Below are 15,918 nucleotides of genomic sequence, written 5' to 3' on the forward strand. Positions count from 1 at the left end.
GCCCCGGCAGCCGGGCGGCCAGGTGCACCGGTGGAGCCCACCCGCGGGCGCCGTGTCACGGTACGGGCGGTGCCGTACCGCGTAGGACCGCCGCCGAGTTGAAACCGCCCCGGCCGCGGGCGAGCACCAGCGCGGTGCGCAGCCGGGGTAGCGTGCGGGGCCGTCCGACGACCAGGTCCACGGCGCAGTCGTCCGCGACCCGCACGGTGCCCGTGGTCGGCGGCACCACCCCGTGCCGAAGGGCCAGCAGAGCGGCTGCCAGGTCCAGCGACGCACCTCCCGCCCCCAGTCGGCCGGTCATCGACTTCGGCGCCGTCACGGGAACTCCGAATGGCCCGAACAGGGCGCACAGCGCCGCGCTCTCCTCCCGGTCCGCCGCCCGTTCTCCCGCCGCATCCGCGAAGACCACGTCGACGTCACCCGGGGCCATCCCCGCATCCGCCAGAGCCAGTTCGCAGGCCTCGCGCAGACGCGGCCGGTCCGGACCGTCGAAGGTGGCCGCACAGCCGACAACGAATCCGTAGCCGACCGCACCACGCCGGGCGGCCGCCGCGGCGTCCTCCACGACCAGCAACGCGCCCCCCTCGCCCACGACATGGCCGTCGGCGGAGGCGTCGAACGGCCGGAAGGCACAGGCCGGATCAGCAGTCCGGCTCAGCCGTCCGTCCGCGAGGTGCGCGGCCCAGCCCCAAGGGCACAGCGTGGAGTCGACCCCGCCGGTGACCATCAGGCTCGCGCCGTCCCGGACCCGCCGCCGGGCGCGGGAGAGGGCGTCGATGCCACCCGCCTGCTCACTGATGATCGTGGAGCCCGCTCCGCGCAGCCGGTGCCGGATCGAGATCTGCGCGGGGCTCGCCGCGTGGAACCAGGCGGCGGACTGGTACACGCTGACGTACCGCGCACCCTTGCACCACAGCGCGGCCAGCCCCCGCTGGCCGAACTCAGCCCCGCCCGCCGAACTCGCGGTGATCACACCGGCGCCGTACTCCGGCAGAGCGCCCACGTCCACGGCCGCGTCCGCCAAGGCCTCTTCAGCGACCATGAGCGCGATACGCGTCACCCGGTCGGTCTCCGGCATCAGCCTGCTCGGGATGTGCTGCTCGTCGATGAAGTCGGGCAGCTCGCCCGCGATCCGCACCGGGTAGTTCGAGGCGTCGAAACGGGTGAGGGGACCGATGCCACTGCGTCCCCGCAGCACCGCTTCCCACCAGTCCCGTACACCCAGACCGTTCGGCGCGGCCACACCGATGCCGGTGACCAGAGCCTGACGGCGCCCCGCCCCGTCCCGGACGCCGTCCGTAGCGGACGCCGTCGCCCCTGTCCCTGCCGCGCGGGCCGTCATGCCGCCACCCGCAGGCGGGGCCGGGTGAGCACCGCGGCACTGTGGAAGCCGCCGAATCCGCTGGCGACGCTCAGCACCGTGCTGGTGCGCTGCTCCCGGGCGAACAACGGCGTGTAGTCCAGGTCGCAGGTCGGATCCGGCTCGTGCAGATTGGCGGTCGGCGGCACCGTGTCGTGCTGGACGGCCAGCGCACTGGCCACGACGTCGAGGGCGCCGGCCGCGCCCAAGGCGTGCCCGATCATCGATTTGATGGAGCTGACCGGGATCCGGCGGGCGTGATCGCCCAGGCTCGCCTTGAAGGCGTGCGTCTCGTGCCGGTCGTTGAGCTTGGTGCCTGCGCCGTGTGCGTTGATGTAGTCGACGTCGACCGGATTCAGCCGGGCCTGGTTCAGCGCCGCCCGGATGGTGGCGGCCATCTCCGCTCCGCCCGGGCGCAGCCCCGTCATGTGGTGCGCGCTGCTGAAGGCCGCGAAGCCGGACAACTCGGCGTAGACGTGCGCGCCCCGGCGGCGCGCGTGTTCCAGTTCCTCCAGGACCACCACGGCCGCGCCCTCGCCGAGGACGAAGCCGTCACGGGTGCGGTCGTAGGGCCTGCTGGCCGTTTCCGGCTCGTCGTTGCGTGAACTGGTGATCCGCATGCGGTCGAAGCACGCCATGGAGATCGGCGAGATCGGAGCCTCCGCACCGCCGGCGATGACCACGTCGGCACTACCGTCACGGACCAGGTCCATGCCGTGCCCGATCGCGTCCAGGCCCGAGGTGCAGCCGCTGGAGACCAGACCCACCGGTCCCTGCGCGCCGCAGTCGCGCGCCACCTCGGCCGCCAGGGAACTGGGCACGAAGTAGTCGTAGAGGTAGTCGGCGGCCTGCGTGTAGTTCACGTCCCAGGCCGTGCCGCAGTCGCTGAGCAGGGCGTACTGAGTGGCCAGGCCCGTGGTGCAGCCGATGGCACTGCCCATGCTCACCCCGATGCGCAAGGGGTCGCCCGCGTCGTCCAGCCCGCTGTCGGCGACCGCCTCACGCGCGCTGACCAACGCGAACTGTGTGACGCGGTCCAGGCGTTCGGTGTCGGACAGGGAGAACCCGTACGCCTGCGCCTGGAAGTCGACCTCGGCGGCGACGCGCGAGCGGTGCGGGAGGGCGTCGAAGAGGGTGATGCCGCGGGTGGCGGTGCTGCCGGAGGTCAGCAGCGACCAGAACGGGCCCGTGCCCACGGCCCCGGGTGCGACAACCCCCAACCCGGTGATCACGACGCGATTCATCGGGCTCCTCCCGGCGCCCCCGCGGCCACCACCCGGTCCCGGCACGCCCGCCCGACCAGCCGCGGCAGTTCCACGGAGCCCGCGAAGAAGTGGTCCCCCGCGACGGTGTGCCGGACGATCGGCCCGCTGGCCCACTGCTGCCAGTTGCCCAGTGAGTCGGGCGCCGCCAACGGGTCGTCGGTGCCCCCGAAGACGAGTACCGGGCACCGGACGGGGCCGCCGGTGACGGGGTCCAGCGCGGCCTCGCGCAGGGACCGGGCCAGCCGCAGGTCGTCGCGGAGCACGGGCAGCACGGTGCGGCGCCACAGCCCGCCCGGGGATGCGGCAGTGCCCTGCGGCAGCGACCCAAGGTCCCCCAGCAGTGGCAGCAGTTGCTCGTCGGGCAGGTCGGCGGCGCTCACCAAGGCGGTCGCGGTGTGCGGCGGCAGACAGGCGCCCACCGCGAGGAACAGCGGCGGTGGCACGCCGGCGTCGTCGAGCGCCCGTGTGAGCGTGTATGCCACGAGGGCGCCCAGACTGTGCCCGTACAGCGCGTACGGACCCTCCTCGGCGGCCTTGAGCAGCGTCGGCAGCAGGTCGGCCAGCAGACCGGCCCGGTCGGTCACCCGGGGTTCGCGCCGGCGGCTGTCCCGTCCCGGAAGCGGCAGAGCGACCACGTCGACCACCGGGCCGACCGCCGCGGGCCAGTTGCGATAACTCGTCACGCCCGCCCCCGCGTGGGCGAGACAGTGCAGCCTGACCCGTTGTCCGCCGGTCTCCTCGGCCTCCGTCCGCGAAGCCATCAGTCGCCCTCCTCCTGAACCTCGTCGAGCCCAGTCCTCCCGCCGGGCCGCCGGCACGATCGCCGCACCCGGATCAACCGAGCTTCGCAACCACGGCTTGGGCGGCGCTCGACTCCGTGCCGCTACGGGGGGCGGCCACTATGCGGCGTACAGGTCGAACGTCGACGTCCGCCGCGGTCCGGCGATGATGTCCAGGCGCGGGTCGACGGCGAGCATCGCCTGGTGCATCCGCTGCAGCTGCGGCGATGGCTCCACTCCCAGCTCGTCGATCAGCCGCTGCCGCAGCCGGCGGTAGACGTCGAGCGCGGCGGCCTGCCGGCCCGAGCGGTACAGCGCCACCATCGCCTGCGAGTGCAGGCCCTCATGCTGGGGGTGGCGGGCGATCAGATCGGTCAGCTCGGCGATCAGCTCGACGTGCCGGCCCAGCCGCAGATCGGCGTCGATACGGCGTTCCTGGGCGACCAGGCGGCTCTGCTCCAGCCGCATCACCTCGATCTCCAGGACCGGACCGACCCGGACGTCGACCAGCGCCGGCCCCTCCCACAGGTCGAGCGCCTCGCGCAGCAAGGAGGACGCCCGGGCGTCGTCGCCGTCCTCGAAGGCCTGTCGGCCCTCGGTGACCAGACGCTCGTACCGGTAGGCGTCGACCGCCTCCGAGGGGATCTGCAACAGGTAGCCGCCGTAGCGGGTGGCGAGCACGTCCTTGGCCGAGTCCGGCACGTCCGGTCCCATGGCGGTGCCCAGCCTGCGGCGCAGCTGGAGGATGTACGTCTGGAGCGTGGTCAGCGAACTCTGCGGCAGTTCGGTGCCCCAGATCTCCTCCATGATGGTCGGCACCGGCACGACCCGGCCGGGGTAGAGGGCGAGGAGCGCCAGGACCTGGCGGGGCTTCCCCGCGGTCGGCACGATCGATATTCCGTTGACTTCGGCGTTCAACGCACCCAGGACTTTTATGTTCATGATTCCCTCCGTGCCGTTACGGCGGCCGTCGGATCAGAGCGTTGATCGAGCCTCAAAATACTGTCTCCTCTCGCTTTCCTGTGTAATTAATGCTGGCGAACCGCGAGGAGGGTCATATTTTTTGCAGAGTGGCACACCAGGGATATTCGAGTCGGCCTCTAGTTGGATTCGTGGCCGAGCTGCAGACGCTGCTGTTACTTTTTCGGCCATGGAGACAGAACCGGTGCGTCCGGTCCCCGCGCCCGGCGTGGACCCGCTCATCCAGGGGTTGCTGTGCCGTCTGGCCGGGGTGGGCGGGGGCGACTTCCTGCCGGATGTGCCCGACGCGGAGCTGCTGTCCGTGTTCAGCGCCTATCACCGACGCTCCTGCCGGGCCGGACTTATCCAGGCGACCGCGGTGGCGGCATGAAAGACCCTCGAGGAATCATCCACCCAAGCCCGCGGGCCGCTGGCGGAACGCACATTCCATAACGCCGGCCGCTATCTTGCACCCGGGAGCAGGCTCGTCGAAATTCCGGGTGAGGGCGAGATGGAGTTCAGGATTCTGGGCCACGTCCAGATCTACGACGACCGCGCGGACGTGTCCGTCGTGCCCACGGGCGCCAAACAGCGGGCCCTGCTGGGCGCTCTGGTGGTCCAGGCCGGCCAGGTCGTGCCTGTGGACCGGTTGGTCGACGAGCTGTGGGCCGAACGTCCGCCTGCCAACGCCGCCAACGCCCTCCAGGCCCATGTGGCCCGGCTTCGCCGCCTGCTGCCCCCGCCCGCGCCCGGCTCGGCCGACCCCCGGCACGAGTGGCTGGTGACCCGCCCGCTGGGCTATCTCCTGAACCCGGGCGGCACCCTCACCGACGCCCAGCGCTTCCACCGCCTGGTCGCCGAAGGCCACGCCTTGGCCGCCGACGACCCGGCCGGAGCGGTGGACATCCTGCGTCAGGGCCTCGCCCTGTGGCGCGGCCCGGCCCTGGAGGGCTGCGGGCGTGGCGCCATCTGCGCGTCCGAGGCCGCACAACTGGAGGAGAGCCGTCTCGTCGCCCTGGAGACGCTGTACGACACCTGCCTGCGCAGCGGCCTGGCCGGCGAGATCACCGGCGAGCTGGAGGAGCTGACGACCGCTCACCCCTTGCGGGAACGCTTGTACGAACTGCTGATGACCGCGCTGCACCGGGCCGGCCGGCAGGCGGAGGCGCTCGCCACCTACGAACGGGCGCGCCGCAGGCTGATGCACGAGTTGGGCATCGAACCGGGTCCTGTGCTGCGCGGCACGATGGAGGCGATCCTGCACCACCGGCATCCCGGCCCCGCGCCACGGCTCCCGAGGCCGTCGCCCGTCCGGCTCCTGCCCGTGGCCGCCGGGTGCCGGCCGGGCGGGCCTGGTGGCCGCGGCAGCCTGGGGGGCCACGACGGTCCGGCGGGCGGCGACGGCCGGGGCGCACCCGGGCTCCGACGGAGAGGTCCGTCAGCGGTGCCGTACCCGGACGTACCGGACGGCGGCGATGCGGAAGCGGGTCTGTTGCGCGACGAGATCGCCCAACTGCGCCACCGCCTGGAGCGGCTCGCATGGGAGCAGCGGGAACTGGCCGAGCGCCTCGACCGGCTCACCTTCCGGTGGGCCGCACAGTGACGGTGCCTCAGGCGGCCCGGCCCCGGCGTTCCGGCGCGGGCCGGTTCATCTCGCGCGCCAACCGCTGCTCCAGCGGTGTCAGGCGAACCTGCGGCAGCAGCTGCTCCGGGTGCCCCGGGGGCGGATCGTGGTACAGCGCGCTGTGCCGGACATACCCCTCCGGGTCCACGTCGCCGAGGGTGTGCAGCATCCCGACGGCGACCAGACCGTCCCAGACGCCACGCAGGTACCGGTACGGACAGAAACCGTCCTGCCATCCCATGGTCTCTCCCCTCTCCCGCCGCCAGGCCCGGCGGCAGGGACGGCCACCGTGCGACGCCGGGGTCGAGGAGGCGTCGAGCGGTGCCGGAGCGCGGCTCGGGCGCGTACCGAGAGCACGACGGGGGCCGAGCCGGTCCACGGTCCGGCCGGGACCGGCTCACCTGCACCGACGGCGAGCGGGGGAACCGCCCGCGGCTGTGCCGTTCGAGCAGGACACGAGTCACGCCCCGTCCCGTCCCGAGCGGTTCCGGACAGCATCGGGGCGCGGCCGTAGGGCGGGACACCACCGGCAAAGACCGCCCTGACCGCGGGGCGGCGGGCGCGACGGTGCCGCCCCGGTCACGGCCGGCAGGAGCCGCTTCGAATGACAAGGGGTGTGAGGATGACGGATGCGCGAGTGCACCGGGCGGTGCGTGAAGTGACCGCATCGGCCCCGGCCGGCGTGCTGTACGGGCTGATCGCCGATGCCACCCAGTGGCCCTTGTTCTTCCAACCCTGCCTGCACGTGGAACAACTGGACTTCGACGGCACCCACGAGCGGCTGCGCATGTGGGCCACCGCGGGCGACGAGATCGCCTCCTGGGTGTCCAGCCGCCGTCTCGAGGTCGGGCGCCGCCGTGTGGAGTTCCGCCAGGACGTCACCGCCGCCCCGGTGGAGTCGATGAGCGGAGTGTGGACGGTCCAGCCGCTCGGCGACCGCTGCCGGGTCACCCTGGAGCACACGTTCACCGTCGTCGGCGACGATCCCGCCGACGTCGCCCGGCTGGAGAGGATCACCCACGCCAACAGCCGGGCTCAGCTGGACCGCCTGGCCTGGCTCGCGGAGCGCTGGACCCGGCTGGACGACCTTGTGCTGTCCTTCGAGGACACCATCCGTCTCAAAGGTCCCGCGGAACTGGTCTTCGACTTCCTGTACCGGGCATCGGACTGGCCCGGCCGGCTGCCGCACGTGCACACGATGCGGCTGGTGGAGGAGACGCCCGGCGTTCAGGTGATGGCCATGGACAGTGCCACCAGCGACGGCACCGCCCACCGCACCGAGTCGGTGCGCATGAGCTTCCCCGGCGCCGGACGGCTCGTCTACAAGCAGACCCGGACCGCACCGTTGCTGGCCGCCCACACGGGGGAATGGTCCGTCGACCCCGACGAGTCGGGCGTACAGGTGACGGCCCGGCACACCGTGCTGCTGCGCGAGGAGGCCGTCGAGCAGGTCCTCGGCCCCGGAGCGACCCTTGCGGACGCCCGCCGCCACCTGCGCGAAGAACTCGGCGAAGCCTCCCTGGTCGTCCTCCACCACGCCGCGCGGCACGCCACCGGCGCGGTGAGGGTCCTGTGACCGCCGCCCCCTACCCGGTCGCCGAGACCGCACGGCAGCACCGTCCGCCTGCCGAGGGCCGTGAGCCGGAAGAGGCCGCCCGGCTGGAGGCGGCGCTCGGCGACCCGTTCGACCCGGCCAACCCGCACGGGCAACGGGAGCTGCTGCGCGCCGACGAGGCCCGAGAGCCTCCCGAGGCCACCGAGGCGCTGCTCGCCGAGGCCGGGCTGAGCGCCGAGTTCGTCCCGCGCTACCTGGCCGGCCGCCTGACCGACCTCGAGCGGCTCACCCGCGTGCTGCGGCCGGTCTTCCGCCGTGACCTCGCCCTCGGCTACGGCTTCGGCGTCACCTCGCTGTTCGCGGCCTCCTCGGTGTGGACCGCCGGTGACGCCACCCAGCAGCGCACGGTCGCCCGTGTCCTGCTGGACGGCGGGCGGGTCTCGATCGTGCACCGGCAGGTGGCGCACGCCAACGCCATCCTGCGCAACGAGCTGACGGCCGCTCCGACCGCGCGGGGCCGCTTCGTCCTCAACGGCCGCAAGGACGCCGTCATCAACGCCGACCGCACCGACGTGTTCGTCGCCTATTGCCGCACCGGCGTCGACGACGGTCCCGGCAGCCACTCGGTGCTGCTGCTGGGACCGGAGCCGCCCGCATCCGGGCAGGTCCGCCGGACCGGGCGGGTGGAGACGCCCGGGATGCGCGGGGCCCACTTCGGCGGGATCGAACTCACCGACGTGGTCCTGCCGGGCTCGGCCGTCGTCGGCTCGGTCGGTGACGGTATCTCACTGGCGCTGCGCAGCTTCCAGATCAGCCACTGCCTTGTCCCCGGTACCGTGGTCGCCGGCGTGGACAGTGTCCTGCGGCAGGCCGTGCGCGCGGCCACCGAGAAGCGCGCCGACGGGCAGCCCGCGCGGCGCTGGCACAAGGCGCTCGCCGGGGTCTTCGCCGACCTGCTCGCCTGCGACGCCATGGCCGTCACCGGTCTGCGCGCGCTGAGCCTCGTACCACAGGACGCGTATGTGCTGGCCGCGGCCGTCAAGTACACGATGCCGGACATGCTGCGGGAGAATCTGGAGGAGCTCGCCACCGTGCTGGGTGCCCGCGGATACGACCGCGGTCCGCTGTACGGCGGCTTCCAGAAACTCGCCCGGGACCTGCCCGTGGCGGGCCTCGGGCATTCGGGCACGGCGGTGTGCCAGGCGGTGATCGTGCCCCAGCTGTCGAGGCTGGCGCGCACCACCTGGTTCACCGCCGCCGAGCCGCCCGCGGACCTGTTCCGCCCCGGCGCGCCGCTGCCCGGGTTCGACCACCGCGCGCTCGCGCACTCCGGAACCGGTGATCTGCTCTCGGCCACGCTCGTCGCCGTCGCCGAACGGCTCGGCGCGCATGCCTCGGCCGACCCCCTGCACACCGCGCTGACCCGGCTCGCGCAGATCTTCGTCGAGGAGCTGAAGGTCCTGCGGGCCCGGTGCGTGGCGCTGCCCGGCTCGGCCGGTACGGCCTTCGACCCCCAGGCCTGTGTCCTGGCCGACCGGTACGCCCTGGTGCTGGCCGCCGCGGCCTGCCTGGGTGTGTGGGAGGCGCAGGCAGGCGGCGGCCACTTCCTCGCGTACCCCGCCTGGGCGGTGGTGGCCCTCAGCCGCCTGGGTCGCAGACTCGGCGCCCAGGTACCGGACCTTCCCGCGCAGGCGGAGGCGGCGGTACTTGCGGAAGTGCTGGAGCGGTGCCGTACCGGACACAGCCTCGACCTGTACGCGACACGACTGGCCGGCTGATGTCCCGCTGCGGCCCGGGGACCGGGTGGCGGACACGTGCCCGGAGGCCGGGTGACGGACATGGACCGTGTGACGGAGCGGGCAGGACGGCCGTCCGTGCGGCGGGTCGGTTCGCGCCGGTGCGGGAGCGACGGCGACGACACGAAGGGAGAGGACGATGAGCCGGGTCAGATGTGCCCTGCCCCTTCATGTGCCGCGGCCGGCAGGCCCCTGGCACGGAGTGCGGGAGAACCTTTCGGAGCTCGGCAACGCTCTGGTGTACACGACGTGGACCGAGTGGCTGCCCAGCGTGCTGACCAACCCGCGGTTGCGGGCGCTGATCGGCTCGGACTGGAACCGCTACCGGCGCACGCCCGACGCCGCCGTCCGCCACCGGTTCGCAGCCGCGCGGCTGCTGATCAAGTACACGGCCGCCGCGGCTCTCGACTCTCCGCCCGAGTACCTGGACCTGGCCTACCGCCTGGGCGGACGGCCCTATCTGCGCGGTTTCGACCAGATCGAGGTGAGCCTGACCCATACCGGGGACGTGATGGCGGTGGGGCTCAGCCGTACCGGACGGATCGGGGTGGACGTGGAGTTCGCGGACCGGTTCGTTCGGCTGGACCTGCTGGAGGCCCGTCTGTTCACACCCGCCGAGTCGGAGGAGATCGCCGGTCTGCCCGAGAGCGAGCGGACCGCGCACGTGCTGCGGCTGTGGACGCTGAAGGAGGCCTACAGCAAGGCGCTCGGCCAGGGGATGCGGCTCGGCTTCAAGGAGTTCGGCTTCAGTCTCGGCGGCCGGCTGCGCGCCCCCGACGGCAGCGCGGCCACCCGTGGCGAGTGGGGTTTTGCCACGCATTCGGTGCTGGACCGCTACCTGCTCAGCACCGCCTGCCACGACGCCGGACTGAGCCCGGCGGGCGACACGTCCGTGCAGACCATGCTCGACCCGGCGTTCCTGTCCGCGATGAACCCGCCGACACCCGACCGGACCGGCTGAACCAGGTCCGGCGGAGGCGCGCATTGACGGAGCCGACGGAGCCGGTCGGGCACGACCGGGCCGACGTAGCCGACGTGCCGACGTAGCCGACGTAGCCGGCGGGCCGTCCGAGCCGGGGCCGGGCACAGCCGGGTCGAGTCCTCCTATGGTGTTTCTGCAGCAGCGTCAGGGCCGTGTCAGCCTTTTGACGGTTGCTTCCTTCACGATGGGCCCGGGAGCAGCGCGTCTCAGGGCGCGCCGGTCCACGGGACCGCGGTGACCTGCGGCCTCGTAAGGCAGCAGGCAAGCGGAATCTTGAGGAGGGCGCCGATGGCGAGACCGAGCCGCCCCCGTCACCGGCTGGGGCCTGTCCGCCGCACTGCCCGCGATGCGTTGTCCGTACGGGAGTGGCGGCCGGCCGTGCCGGTGACCCGGGAGCAGTACGACGCGTTGCTCGACTCCTTCGCACACCGGCACACCGGGCGGTACATCGAGCAGGTGTCCTGGTTCTGGCGCGGGCCGCTGGACACCGACCGGTTTGCCTCGGCCTGGCAGTCCGTCGTGGACAGAGAAACGGTTCTGCGCGCCGGGATCGACTGGTGGCCCGGCCCCCGCGTCGTCCTGTACGACCACGCGCGCGCCGACGTCGTACGCCACCGTGCGGGCACCGTCGACTGGGAGGAACTGCTGGAACGCGACCGGCTGCGGGGTTTCGACCTGCGGCGCCCCGCACCGCTGCGCCTTACGCTCCTCGACCTGCCCGAGGAATCCGCCGTGCGCCCGCGGCGCGCATCCGCCGGCCGGCCCCCCGTCACACGTGTGCTGCTCACCTTCCACCACGCGCTGCTGGACCCCTGGAGCGCGTACGTCCTCATGGACGAGTTCGGCCGTGCCTACCTCGCCGGAGGCGCCCTGCCCGGCGGTGAGCGCCGCCCCGACATCCGGGACTGGAACCGCTGGCTGGAGAAGCAGGACCCGGTCGCCGCGCGTGACTTCTGGAGCCAGGCCGTGCCGGCCGGAAGGCCGGTGGTGCTGCCCGCGCTGCCCGGCCCCGAGACCGGGCAGCGCGGAAGCGGCCGGGCCGAGGCCCGCCTGAGCAGCGCCGAAGCCGGCCGGCTGAACCGCTGGGCCGCTACCCGGGCCGTGTCCGATTCCAGCGTGCTGCAGGCCGTGTGGTCGCTGCTCCTCTACCGCGCGGCCGGCACGGACGGGCCGGTGACGGTCGGCTTCGGAGTCACCGCCTCCGGCCGCGGCATCACACTCGACGCCGCCGAACGGCTGGTGGGGCCGATGCGCACCCTGCTGCCCATGGCGGTCCGGGTCGATCCCGCGCAACGGCTGGAGCACTTGCTGGCCACGCTGCGCGACCAGGCGCTGGACATGGCCGCCTACGAATGGGTCACCGCCGGTCAGGTCCACGAGTGGACCGGGCGCGGACGCGGCTCGAGGCTGCTGGACAGCCTGGTGTCCGTCGAGGCCGTGCCGCGCCCGCCGACGGATCTGCGGGCCGAACTGTCGGCCGCGGGCATTCGTTTCGAGCAGCAGCGGGCCAGCGGTGCGCACACCGTCCTCCCGGTCGCCCTGCTCGCCCACCCCGGGGCCGACGGCTCGCTGGCACTGGCCGCCCTGCACGACCGGGCCCGTATCTCGGACACCGACGCGGACCTGCTCCTCGCCCACTGTGTCCGGCTGCTGCGCCACCTGCCCTACACCTGCGAGAGCACCACCGTCGCGGACGTCCTTGCCGTTCTCGGTACGCAGGACGCGCCGCGCGCAGCGCCCGGGCGGCGGGCCGGCAAGCGGTTCGCCGAATGGCTCGGCCGAGGTTCCACGGGCGGGCCACCGTCCGTCTAGGGCGCCACGAGCGAACGTTGACACCCTGAGGTGATCGACTTCAGGAGGTGCCCATGTACGACGGCGGAAACCTGGTCCGGGATCCCGACACGGTCTCGTCCGGGCCGGCTCCGGTCATCTCTGCCCCACCGCTGCGGCTGGCCGGGGCAGACGATGACGAGGAGGAGACCATCGTCCGCGGCATCGACTGATCCACTCGGCACCCGATGCCCGCAGCCACCGTGCGGGACTCATGCCCCGGACGGCCGTTCCCAGGAAGTAAGGACACCAGACGATGTCTCTGCCGAAGCAGCGCCCCGCGGCGGACCACTCCGCCGCCGTGGCGGTGCCCGCCTCCGTGGAGGCGTTCCTCAACGACGCCCAGCACGTCGCCGCGTTCACCACGCTCAGGCCGGACGGAACACCGCACGTGGCGCCGGTACGGTTCACCTGGGAGGCGCGCTCGGGCCTGGCCCGGGTCATGACCGTCGCCGCCTCCCGCAAGGCCCGCAACCTGCTGGCGGCACCCGGCAGCCGGGTCGCGCTGTGCCAGGTGGACGGGTTCTCATGGGTCACGCTGGAAGGCAGCGGCACCGTCGTGCGCGACCCCGAGCGGGTGGAGCTGGGCGCGAGGCTCTACGCCCGGCGGTACTGGTCCGCGCCGCCCAACCCGCCGGACCGCGTGGTCATCGAGATCGCCGTCGACCGGGTGCTCACCCTCAACACATGAGTGCCGGCGGCCCCTTGCCGGGCCGCCGGTCACCAGGGTCGGCATGCCTTCGCCCACCCGCTGGGCAGCGGTGCAGCCGTGACGTCAGGCCGCCGGCGCCGGGGAGCCTTCCGCCCACAGCAGCCGGAAGGACAGCCGGGAAAGCCGCCAGCCCAGCGGCGTGCGACGGGCCGTGCCCTCGACGAAGGTGCCGGTGGCGAACAGCGGGGGCAGCTCGCCCAGCGGAGGCACGTGGCGCGCGTGGTGCACATGCGTCGAGATCAGGTTGGCGCGCAGCGTGGCCCGGTCACCGTCGAGCACCACCACCGGGGCGGATCCCAGGTGCTGCGTGGCCGCGAACGCGCCCAGTGCCGTGCTGTGGTACTCGGCCATGCCGGCGAGGCCCTGGTGCCGGCTCATGGGGAAGGCGACAACCGCTTCCTCGGTGAACAGGCCGGACGCCCATGTGTCGTCGAGTTCGTCGTCGGTGTCGTCGAGCGACACGAGATAGCGGTTCAGCAGAGCGGCTACCTCGGCCCGGGCCTCCGCCGGCGACTCCAAGTTGGTTGCACGTTCATCAATGCTGCGGGTGTAGGTCATACCTGAGAATGCCGTCCTCCGCCCCCCGCCCGGCAACCCTTCTGACAAAGCTCTGACATAGCCGTCGTTTTTCTGGAATTAATTGTCGAAAACCTGTAGCAGCGGCTATTTACGCCAGTCCGCAGCCCTCGCAATACTGGCCGAACACCAGTGGGAAGAGGGCCATATGAACGACTTCGACGCGGACGTCATAGTGGTGGGAGCCGGTCCCACCGGACTCATGCTCGCGGGCGAATTGAGACTCAATGGAGTCTCGGTCACCGTGCTCGACAAACTGGCCGAACCCATTCGTCAGTCACGGGCTCTCGGTTTTTCGGCGCGGACCATCGAGGAATTCGCGCAGCGTGGTCTCATGGCCCGCTTCGGCGAGGTCGGTGTCATCCCCGTCGGCCACTTCGGCGGCGTCGGCCTGGACTACCAGGTGATCGAGGGCGGCTCCTTCGGGGCGCGCGGTATCCCGCAGGCCCGCACCGAGGGCGTCCTCGGCGGCTGGGCCCAGGAACTCGGTGCGCGGGTGCGTCGCGGCGTCGAGGTCACCGGGCTCGAGACGGACGACGACGCGGTGAGCGTGCGGGCCCGGACCGCGGACGGCGACATCCGGCTGCGGGCCCGCTACGTGGTGGGGTGCGACGGCGCCCGCAGCACCGTGCGGACCCTCGCCGGGATCGACTTCCCCGGCACCGAACCCACCATCGAACTGCGCTTCGCCGATGTGACCGGCGTCCAGCTGCGCCCGCGCTTCAGCGGTGAACGCGTCCCCGGCGGCATGGTCATGGTGATGCCGCTCGGCCCGGACCGCAGCCGTGTCATCTACTTCGACCGCGCCGAGCCGCTGCGCACCAGCCCGGATCCGATCACCTTCGAGGAGGTCGCCGAGGCCTTCCAGCGGTTGTCGGGCGAGGACATCAGCGGCGCGACCCCGCTGTGGGTCAGCTCCACCACCGATGTCAGCCGTCAGGCCGTCACCTACCGCAAGGGACGCGTTTTCCTGGCCGGCGACGCCGCGCACATCCACCTGCCGATCGGAGCGCAGGGCATGAGCGCGGGCGTGCAGGACGCGGTGAACCTCGGCTGGAAGCTGGCGCTGGCCGTGCACGGCCGGGCCCCGGAGGGACTGCTCGACACCTACCACAGCGAGCGGCACCCGGTGGGCGCCCGCATCCTGACCAACACCCTGGCCCAGCGGACCCTCTACCTCGGCGGCGACGAGATCGCCCCGCTCCGCGAAGTGTTCGCCGAACTCGTCGACGGCTACGAGTCAGTGCGCCGCCTGCTGGCCGGCATGGTCACCGGCCTGGACATCCGCCACGACGTCGGTGACGGCGACCATCCGCTGCTCGGCCGGCGTCTGCCGGAGCGCGAGCTGGTCGTCGACGGCGAGAAGGTCTCCAGCTTCAGCCTTCAGCACACCGGCCGCCCCGTCCTGCTCGAACTCGGCGGCGACCACGGGCTGCGTACGGCGGCCGCCGGCTGGGTCGACCGCGTCGACCTGGTGGCCGCCGACTTCGACTGCGAGGTGCCCGTGGACGGCATCCTCGTCCGCCCCGACGGCTACGTCGCCTGGGTCGCGCCCACCGGGGCCGGCGCCGGCGGCCTGGCCACCGCCCTCACTCGCTGGTTCGGTCCCGCCGTCTGAGGCGCTCCCATCCCCGTTTTCCACCCGTACTGCCACAGGAAGCGAAGGAAACCATGCCCACCGTCTCCGTACAGGACAAGCACCTCACCGTCCTCAACCTGTTCACCACCGACGCGCCCGAGAAGCAGGACTCGCTCATCCAGGAGATGACGAAGATCGTCAACGCGGCGGCGTACGAGGGCTGGATGTCCAGCACCGTGCACGCGGGTGTCGAGAGCCCTGGCACCGCCAACTTCATCCAGTGGCGCAGCGGCGAGGACCTGGAGAAGCGTTACGCCGGCGAGGAGTTCAAGCACCGCACCCTGCCCGTCTTCGGTGAGATCACCACCTCGATCCGGCTGCTGCAGAACGAGATCGCCTACACCCTCACCTCCGAGGGCCCGGGCGCCGAGGTCACGATCTGCCCGAAGCGCGGCAACTACACCGTCATCGCCATCTACAAGGTCGACGCGGGCGACCAGGACGAACTGATCGACGCCCTCGGCCCCGGCCAGGCCGGCATCGTCGACGCCCCCGGCTTCCGCGGGCACATCGTCCTCAAGGGCCTGCGCGCCCGCGGTCTGGAGGGCTCCTTCGTCGTCTCCTACTCCCAGTGGGAGAGCAGGGAGGCCTACGACGCCCACCGCGACCTGCCGGAGGAGAAGTGGCCGGAGGGCCGCCGCAAGGCCCAGGCCCGCATCGACGCCGTCGCCACCGACGTCGACCTCAACACCTACCAGGTCGTGCTCACCCGCTCCGCCGGCGACGAGTGAACCGGCGCGCCGCCCGCCGGCGCGCCCCTGCCGTTCCCTGACGCCCGGCCCTTCGCAGGGCTGGGCGTCACACATACCCGGCCGCGGCCGGCACAGCACGGCTCAGGCG

General features: G+C 72.4%; 16 protein-coding genes. 10 read left to right on the top strand and 6 right to left on the bottom strand.

The window, feature by feature from the left end; all coding sequences use genetic code 11:
* Positions 1 to 55: 55 nt before the first annotated feature.
* The 4 genes from ACFYZQ_RS38035 to ACFYZQ_RS38050 form a co-directional block, all read right to left on the bottom strand.
* Complete coding sequence (locus tag ACFYZQ_RS38035; protein ID WP_389158364.1) at positions 56 to 1,342, bottom strand: ketosynthase chain-length factor; 1,287 nt, start codon at positions 1,340 to 1,342, stop codon at positions 56 to 58.
* Complete coding sequence (locus ACFYZQ_RS38040; RefSeq protein WP_389158367.1) at positions 1,339 to 2,604, bottom strand: beta-ketoacyl-[acyl-carrier-protein] synthase family protein; 1,266 nt, start codon at positions 2,602 to 2,604, stop codon at positions 1,339 to 1,341. Before ACFYZQ_RS38040 ends, ACFYZQ_RS38035 begins: the two co-directional genes overlap by 4 nt.
* Complete coding sequence (locus tag ACFYZQ_RS38045) at positions 2,601 to 3,386, bottom strand: thioesterase II family protein (protein ID WP_389158370.1); 786 nt, start codon at positions 3,384 to 3,386, stop codon at positions 2,601 to 2,603. Before ACFYZQ_RS38045 ends, ACFYZQ_RS38040 begins: the two co-directional genes overlap by 4 nt.
* A 138-nt stretch (positions 3,387 to 3,524) precedes the next feature.
* A complete protein-coding gene (locus ACFYZQ_RS38050) occupies positions 3,525 to 4,346 on the bottom strand; it encodes a BTAD domain-containing putative transcriptional regulator (RefSeq protein ID WP_389158372.1) in 822 nt (273 codons plus the stop codon).
* Between the two features lie 208 nt (positions 4,347 to 4,554).
* Here ACFYZQ_RS38050 and ACFYZQ_RS38055 point away from each other — a divergent pair, with 208 nt between their 5' ends.
* Together ACFYZQ_RS38055 and ACFYZQ_RS38060 are read left to right on the top strand one after the other, a co-directional pair.
* Positions 4,555 to 4,755, top strand: coding sequence for a hypothetical protein (locus ACFYZQ_RS38055; RefSeq protein ID WP_389158375.1), 201 nt, complete (start codon positions 4,555 to 4,557; stop codon positions 4,753 to 4,755).
* 120 nt (positions 4,756 to 4,875) lie between these two features.
* Positions 4,876 to 5,967: a BTAD domain-containing putative transcriptional regulator gene (locus ACFYZQ_RS38060; RefSeq protein WP_389158378.1), complete on the top strand. Its 1,092-nt coding sequence runs from the start codon at positions 4,876 to 4,878 to the stop codon at positions 5,965 to 5,967.
* Between the two features lie 7 nt (positions 5,968 to 5,974).
* Here ACFYZQ_RS38060 and ACFYZQ_RS38065 read toward each other — a convergent pair whose 3' ends face one another.
* On the bottom strand, positions 5,975 to 6,229 hold the full coding sequence (locus ACFYZQ_RS38065) for a DUF6059 family protein (protein ID WP_389158381.1): 255 nt from the start codon (positions 6,227 to 6,229) through the stop codon (positions 5,975 to 5,977).
* 381 nt (positions 6,230 to 6,610) lie between these two features.
* On the opposite strand from ACFYZQ_RS38065, the gene ACFYZQ_RS38070 reads away from it, so the two are divergent.
* The 6 genes from ACFYZQ_RS38070 to ACFYZQ_RS38095 all read left to right on the top strand — a co-directional run bounded on the left by ACFYZQ_RS38070 (position 6,611) and on the right by ACFYZQ_RS38095 (position 12,842).
* Positions 6,611 to 7,564 carry an aromatase/cyclase gene (locus ACFYZQ_RS38070; protein WP_389158383.1) on the top strand — a complete coding sequence of 318 codons (954 nt, stop codon included), beginning with the start codon at positions 6,611 to 6,613 and terminating at the stop codon, positions 7,562 to 7,564.
* Complete coding sequence (locus ACFYZQ_RS38075) at positions 7,561 to 9,321, top strand: acyl-CoA dehydrogenase (RefSeq protein WP_389158386.1); 1,761 nt, start codon at positions 7,561 to 7,563, stop codon at positions 9,319 to 9,321. The genes ACFYZQ_RS38070 and ACFYZQ_RS38075 overlap by 4 nt, the downstream gene beginning before the upstream one ends.
* A gap of 157 nt (positions 9,322 to 9,478) precedes the next feature.
* Entirely contained in the window at positions 9,479 to 10,300 is an 822-nt protein-coding gene (locus tag ACFYZQ_RS38080) for a 4'-phosphopantetheinyl transferase family protein (RefSeq protein ID WP_389158390.1), read from the top strand.
* A 309-nt stretch (positions 10,301 to 10,609) separates the two neighbouring features.
* Positions 10,610 to 12,133: a condensation domain-containing protein gene (locus tag ACFYZQ_RS38085; protein WP_389158393.1), complete on the top strand. Its 1,524-nt coding sequence runs from the start codon at positions 10,610 to 10,612 to the stop codon at positions 12,131 to 12,133.
* 53 nt (positions 12,134 to 12,186) lie between these two features.
* A complete protein-coding gene (locus ACFYZQ_RS38090) occupies positions 12,187 to 12,324 on the top strand; it encodes a hypothetical protein (RefSeq protein ID WP_389158396.1) in 138 nt (45 codons plus the stop codon).
* A gap of 83 nt (positions 12,325 to 12,407) precedes the next feature.
* Positions 12,408 to 12,842 (top strand): pyridoxamine 5'-phosphate oxidase family protein, encoded by a 435-nt coding sequence (locus tag ACFYZQ_RS38095; RefSeq protein ID WP_389158399.1) that lies wholly within the window; start codon positions 12,408 to 12,410, stop codon positions 12,840 to 12,842.
* Between the two features lie 84 nt (positions 12,843 to 12,926).
* Here the strand turns inward: ACFYZQ_RS38095 and ACFYZQ_RS38100 are convergent, their stop codons facing one another.
* Positions 12,927 to 13,382, bottom strand: coding sequence for a nuclear transport factor 2 family protein (locus ACFYZQ_RS38100; protein ID WP_389158401.1), 456 nt, complete (start codon positions 13,380 to 13,382; stop codon positions 12,927 to 12,929).
* 205 nt (positions 13,383 to 13,587) lie between these two features.
* Here ACFYZQ_RS38100 and ACFYZQ_RS38105 point away from each other — a divergent pair, with 205 nt between their 5' ends.
* Positions 13,588 to 15,057 carry an FAD-dependent monooxygenase gene (locus ACFYZQ_RS38105; RefSeq protein ID WP_389158404.1) on the top strand — a complete coding sequence of 490 codons (1,470 nt, stop codon included), beginning with the start codon at positions 13,588 to 13,590 and terminating at the stop codon, positions 15,055 to 15,057.
* Positions 15,058 to 15,110: 53 nt separating this feature from the next.
* The gene (locus ACFYZQ_RS38110; RefSeq protein ID WP_389158406.1) at positions 15,111 to 15,809 is read left to right on the top strand and encodes an antibiotic biosynthesis monooxygenase family protein; all 699 of its coding nucleotides are present in this window, start codon (positions 15,111 to 15,113) and stop codon (positions 15,807 to 15,809) included.
* The last annotated feature ends 109 nt before the right edge of the window (positions 15,810 to 15,918 follow it).

The sequence above is a fragment of the Streptomyces sp. NPDC001843 genome (genome assembly GCF_042891955.1).
Lineage (GTDB): Bacteria > Actinomycetota > Actinomycetes > Streptomycetales > Streptomycetaceae > Streptomyces.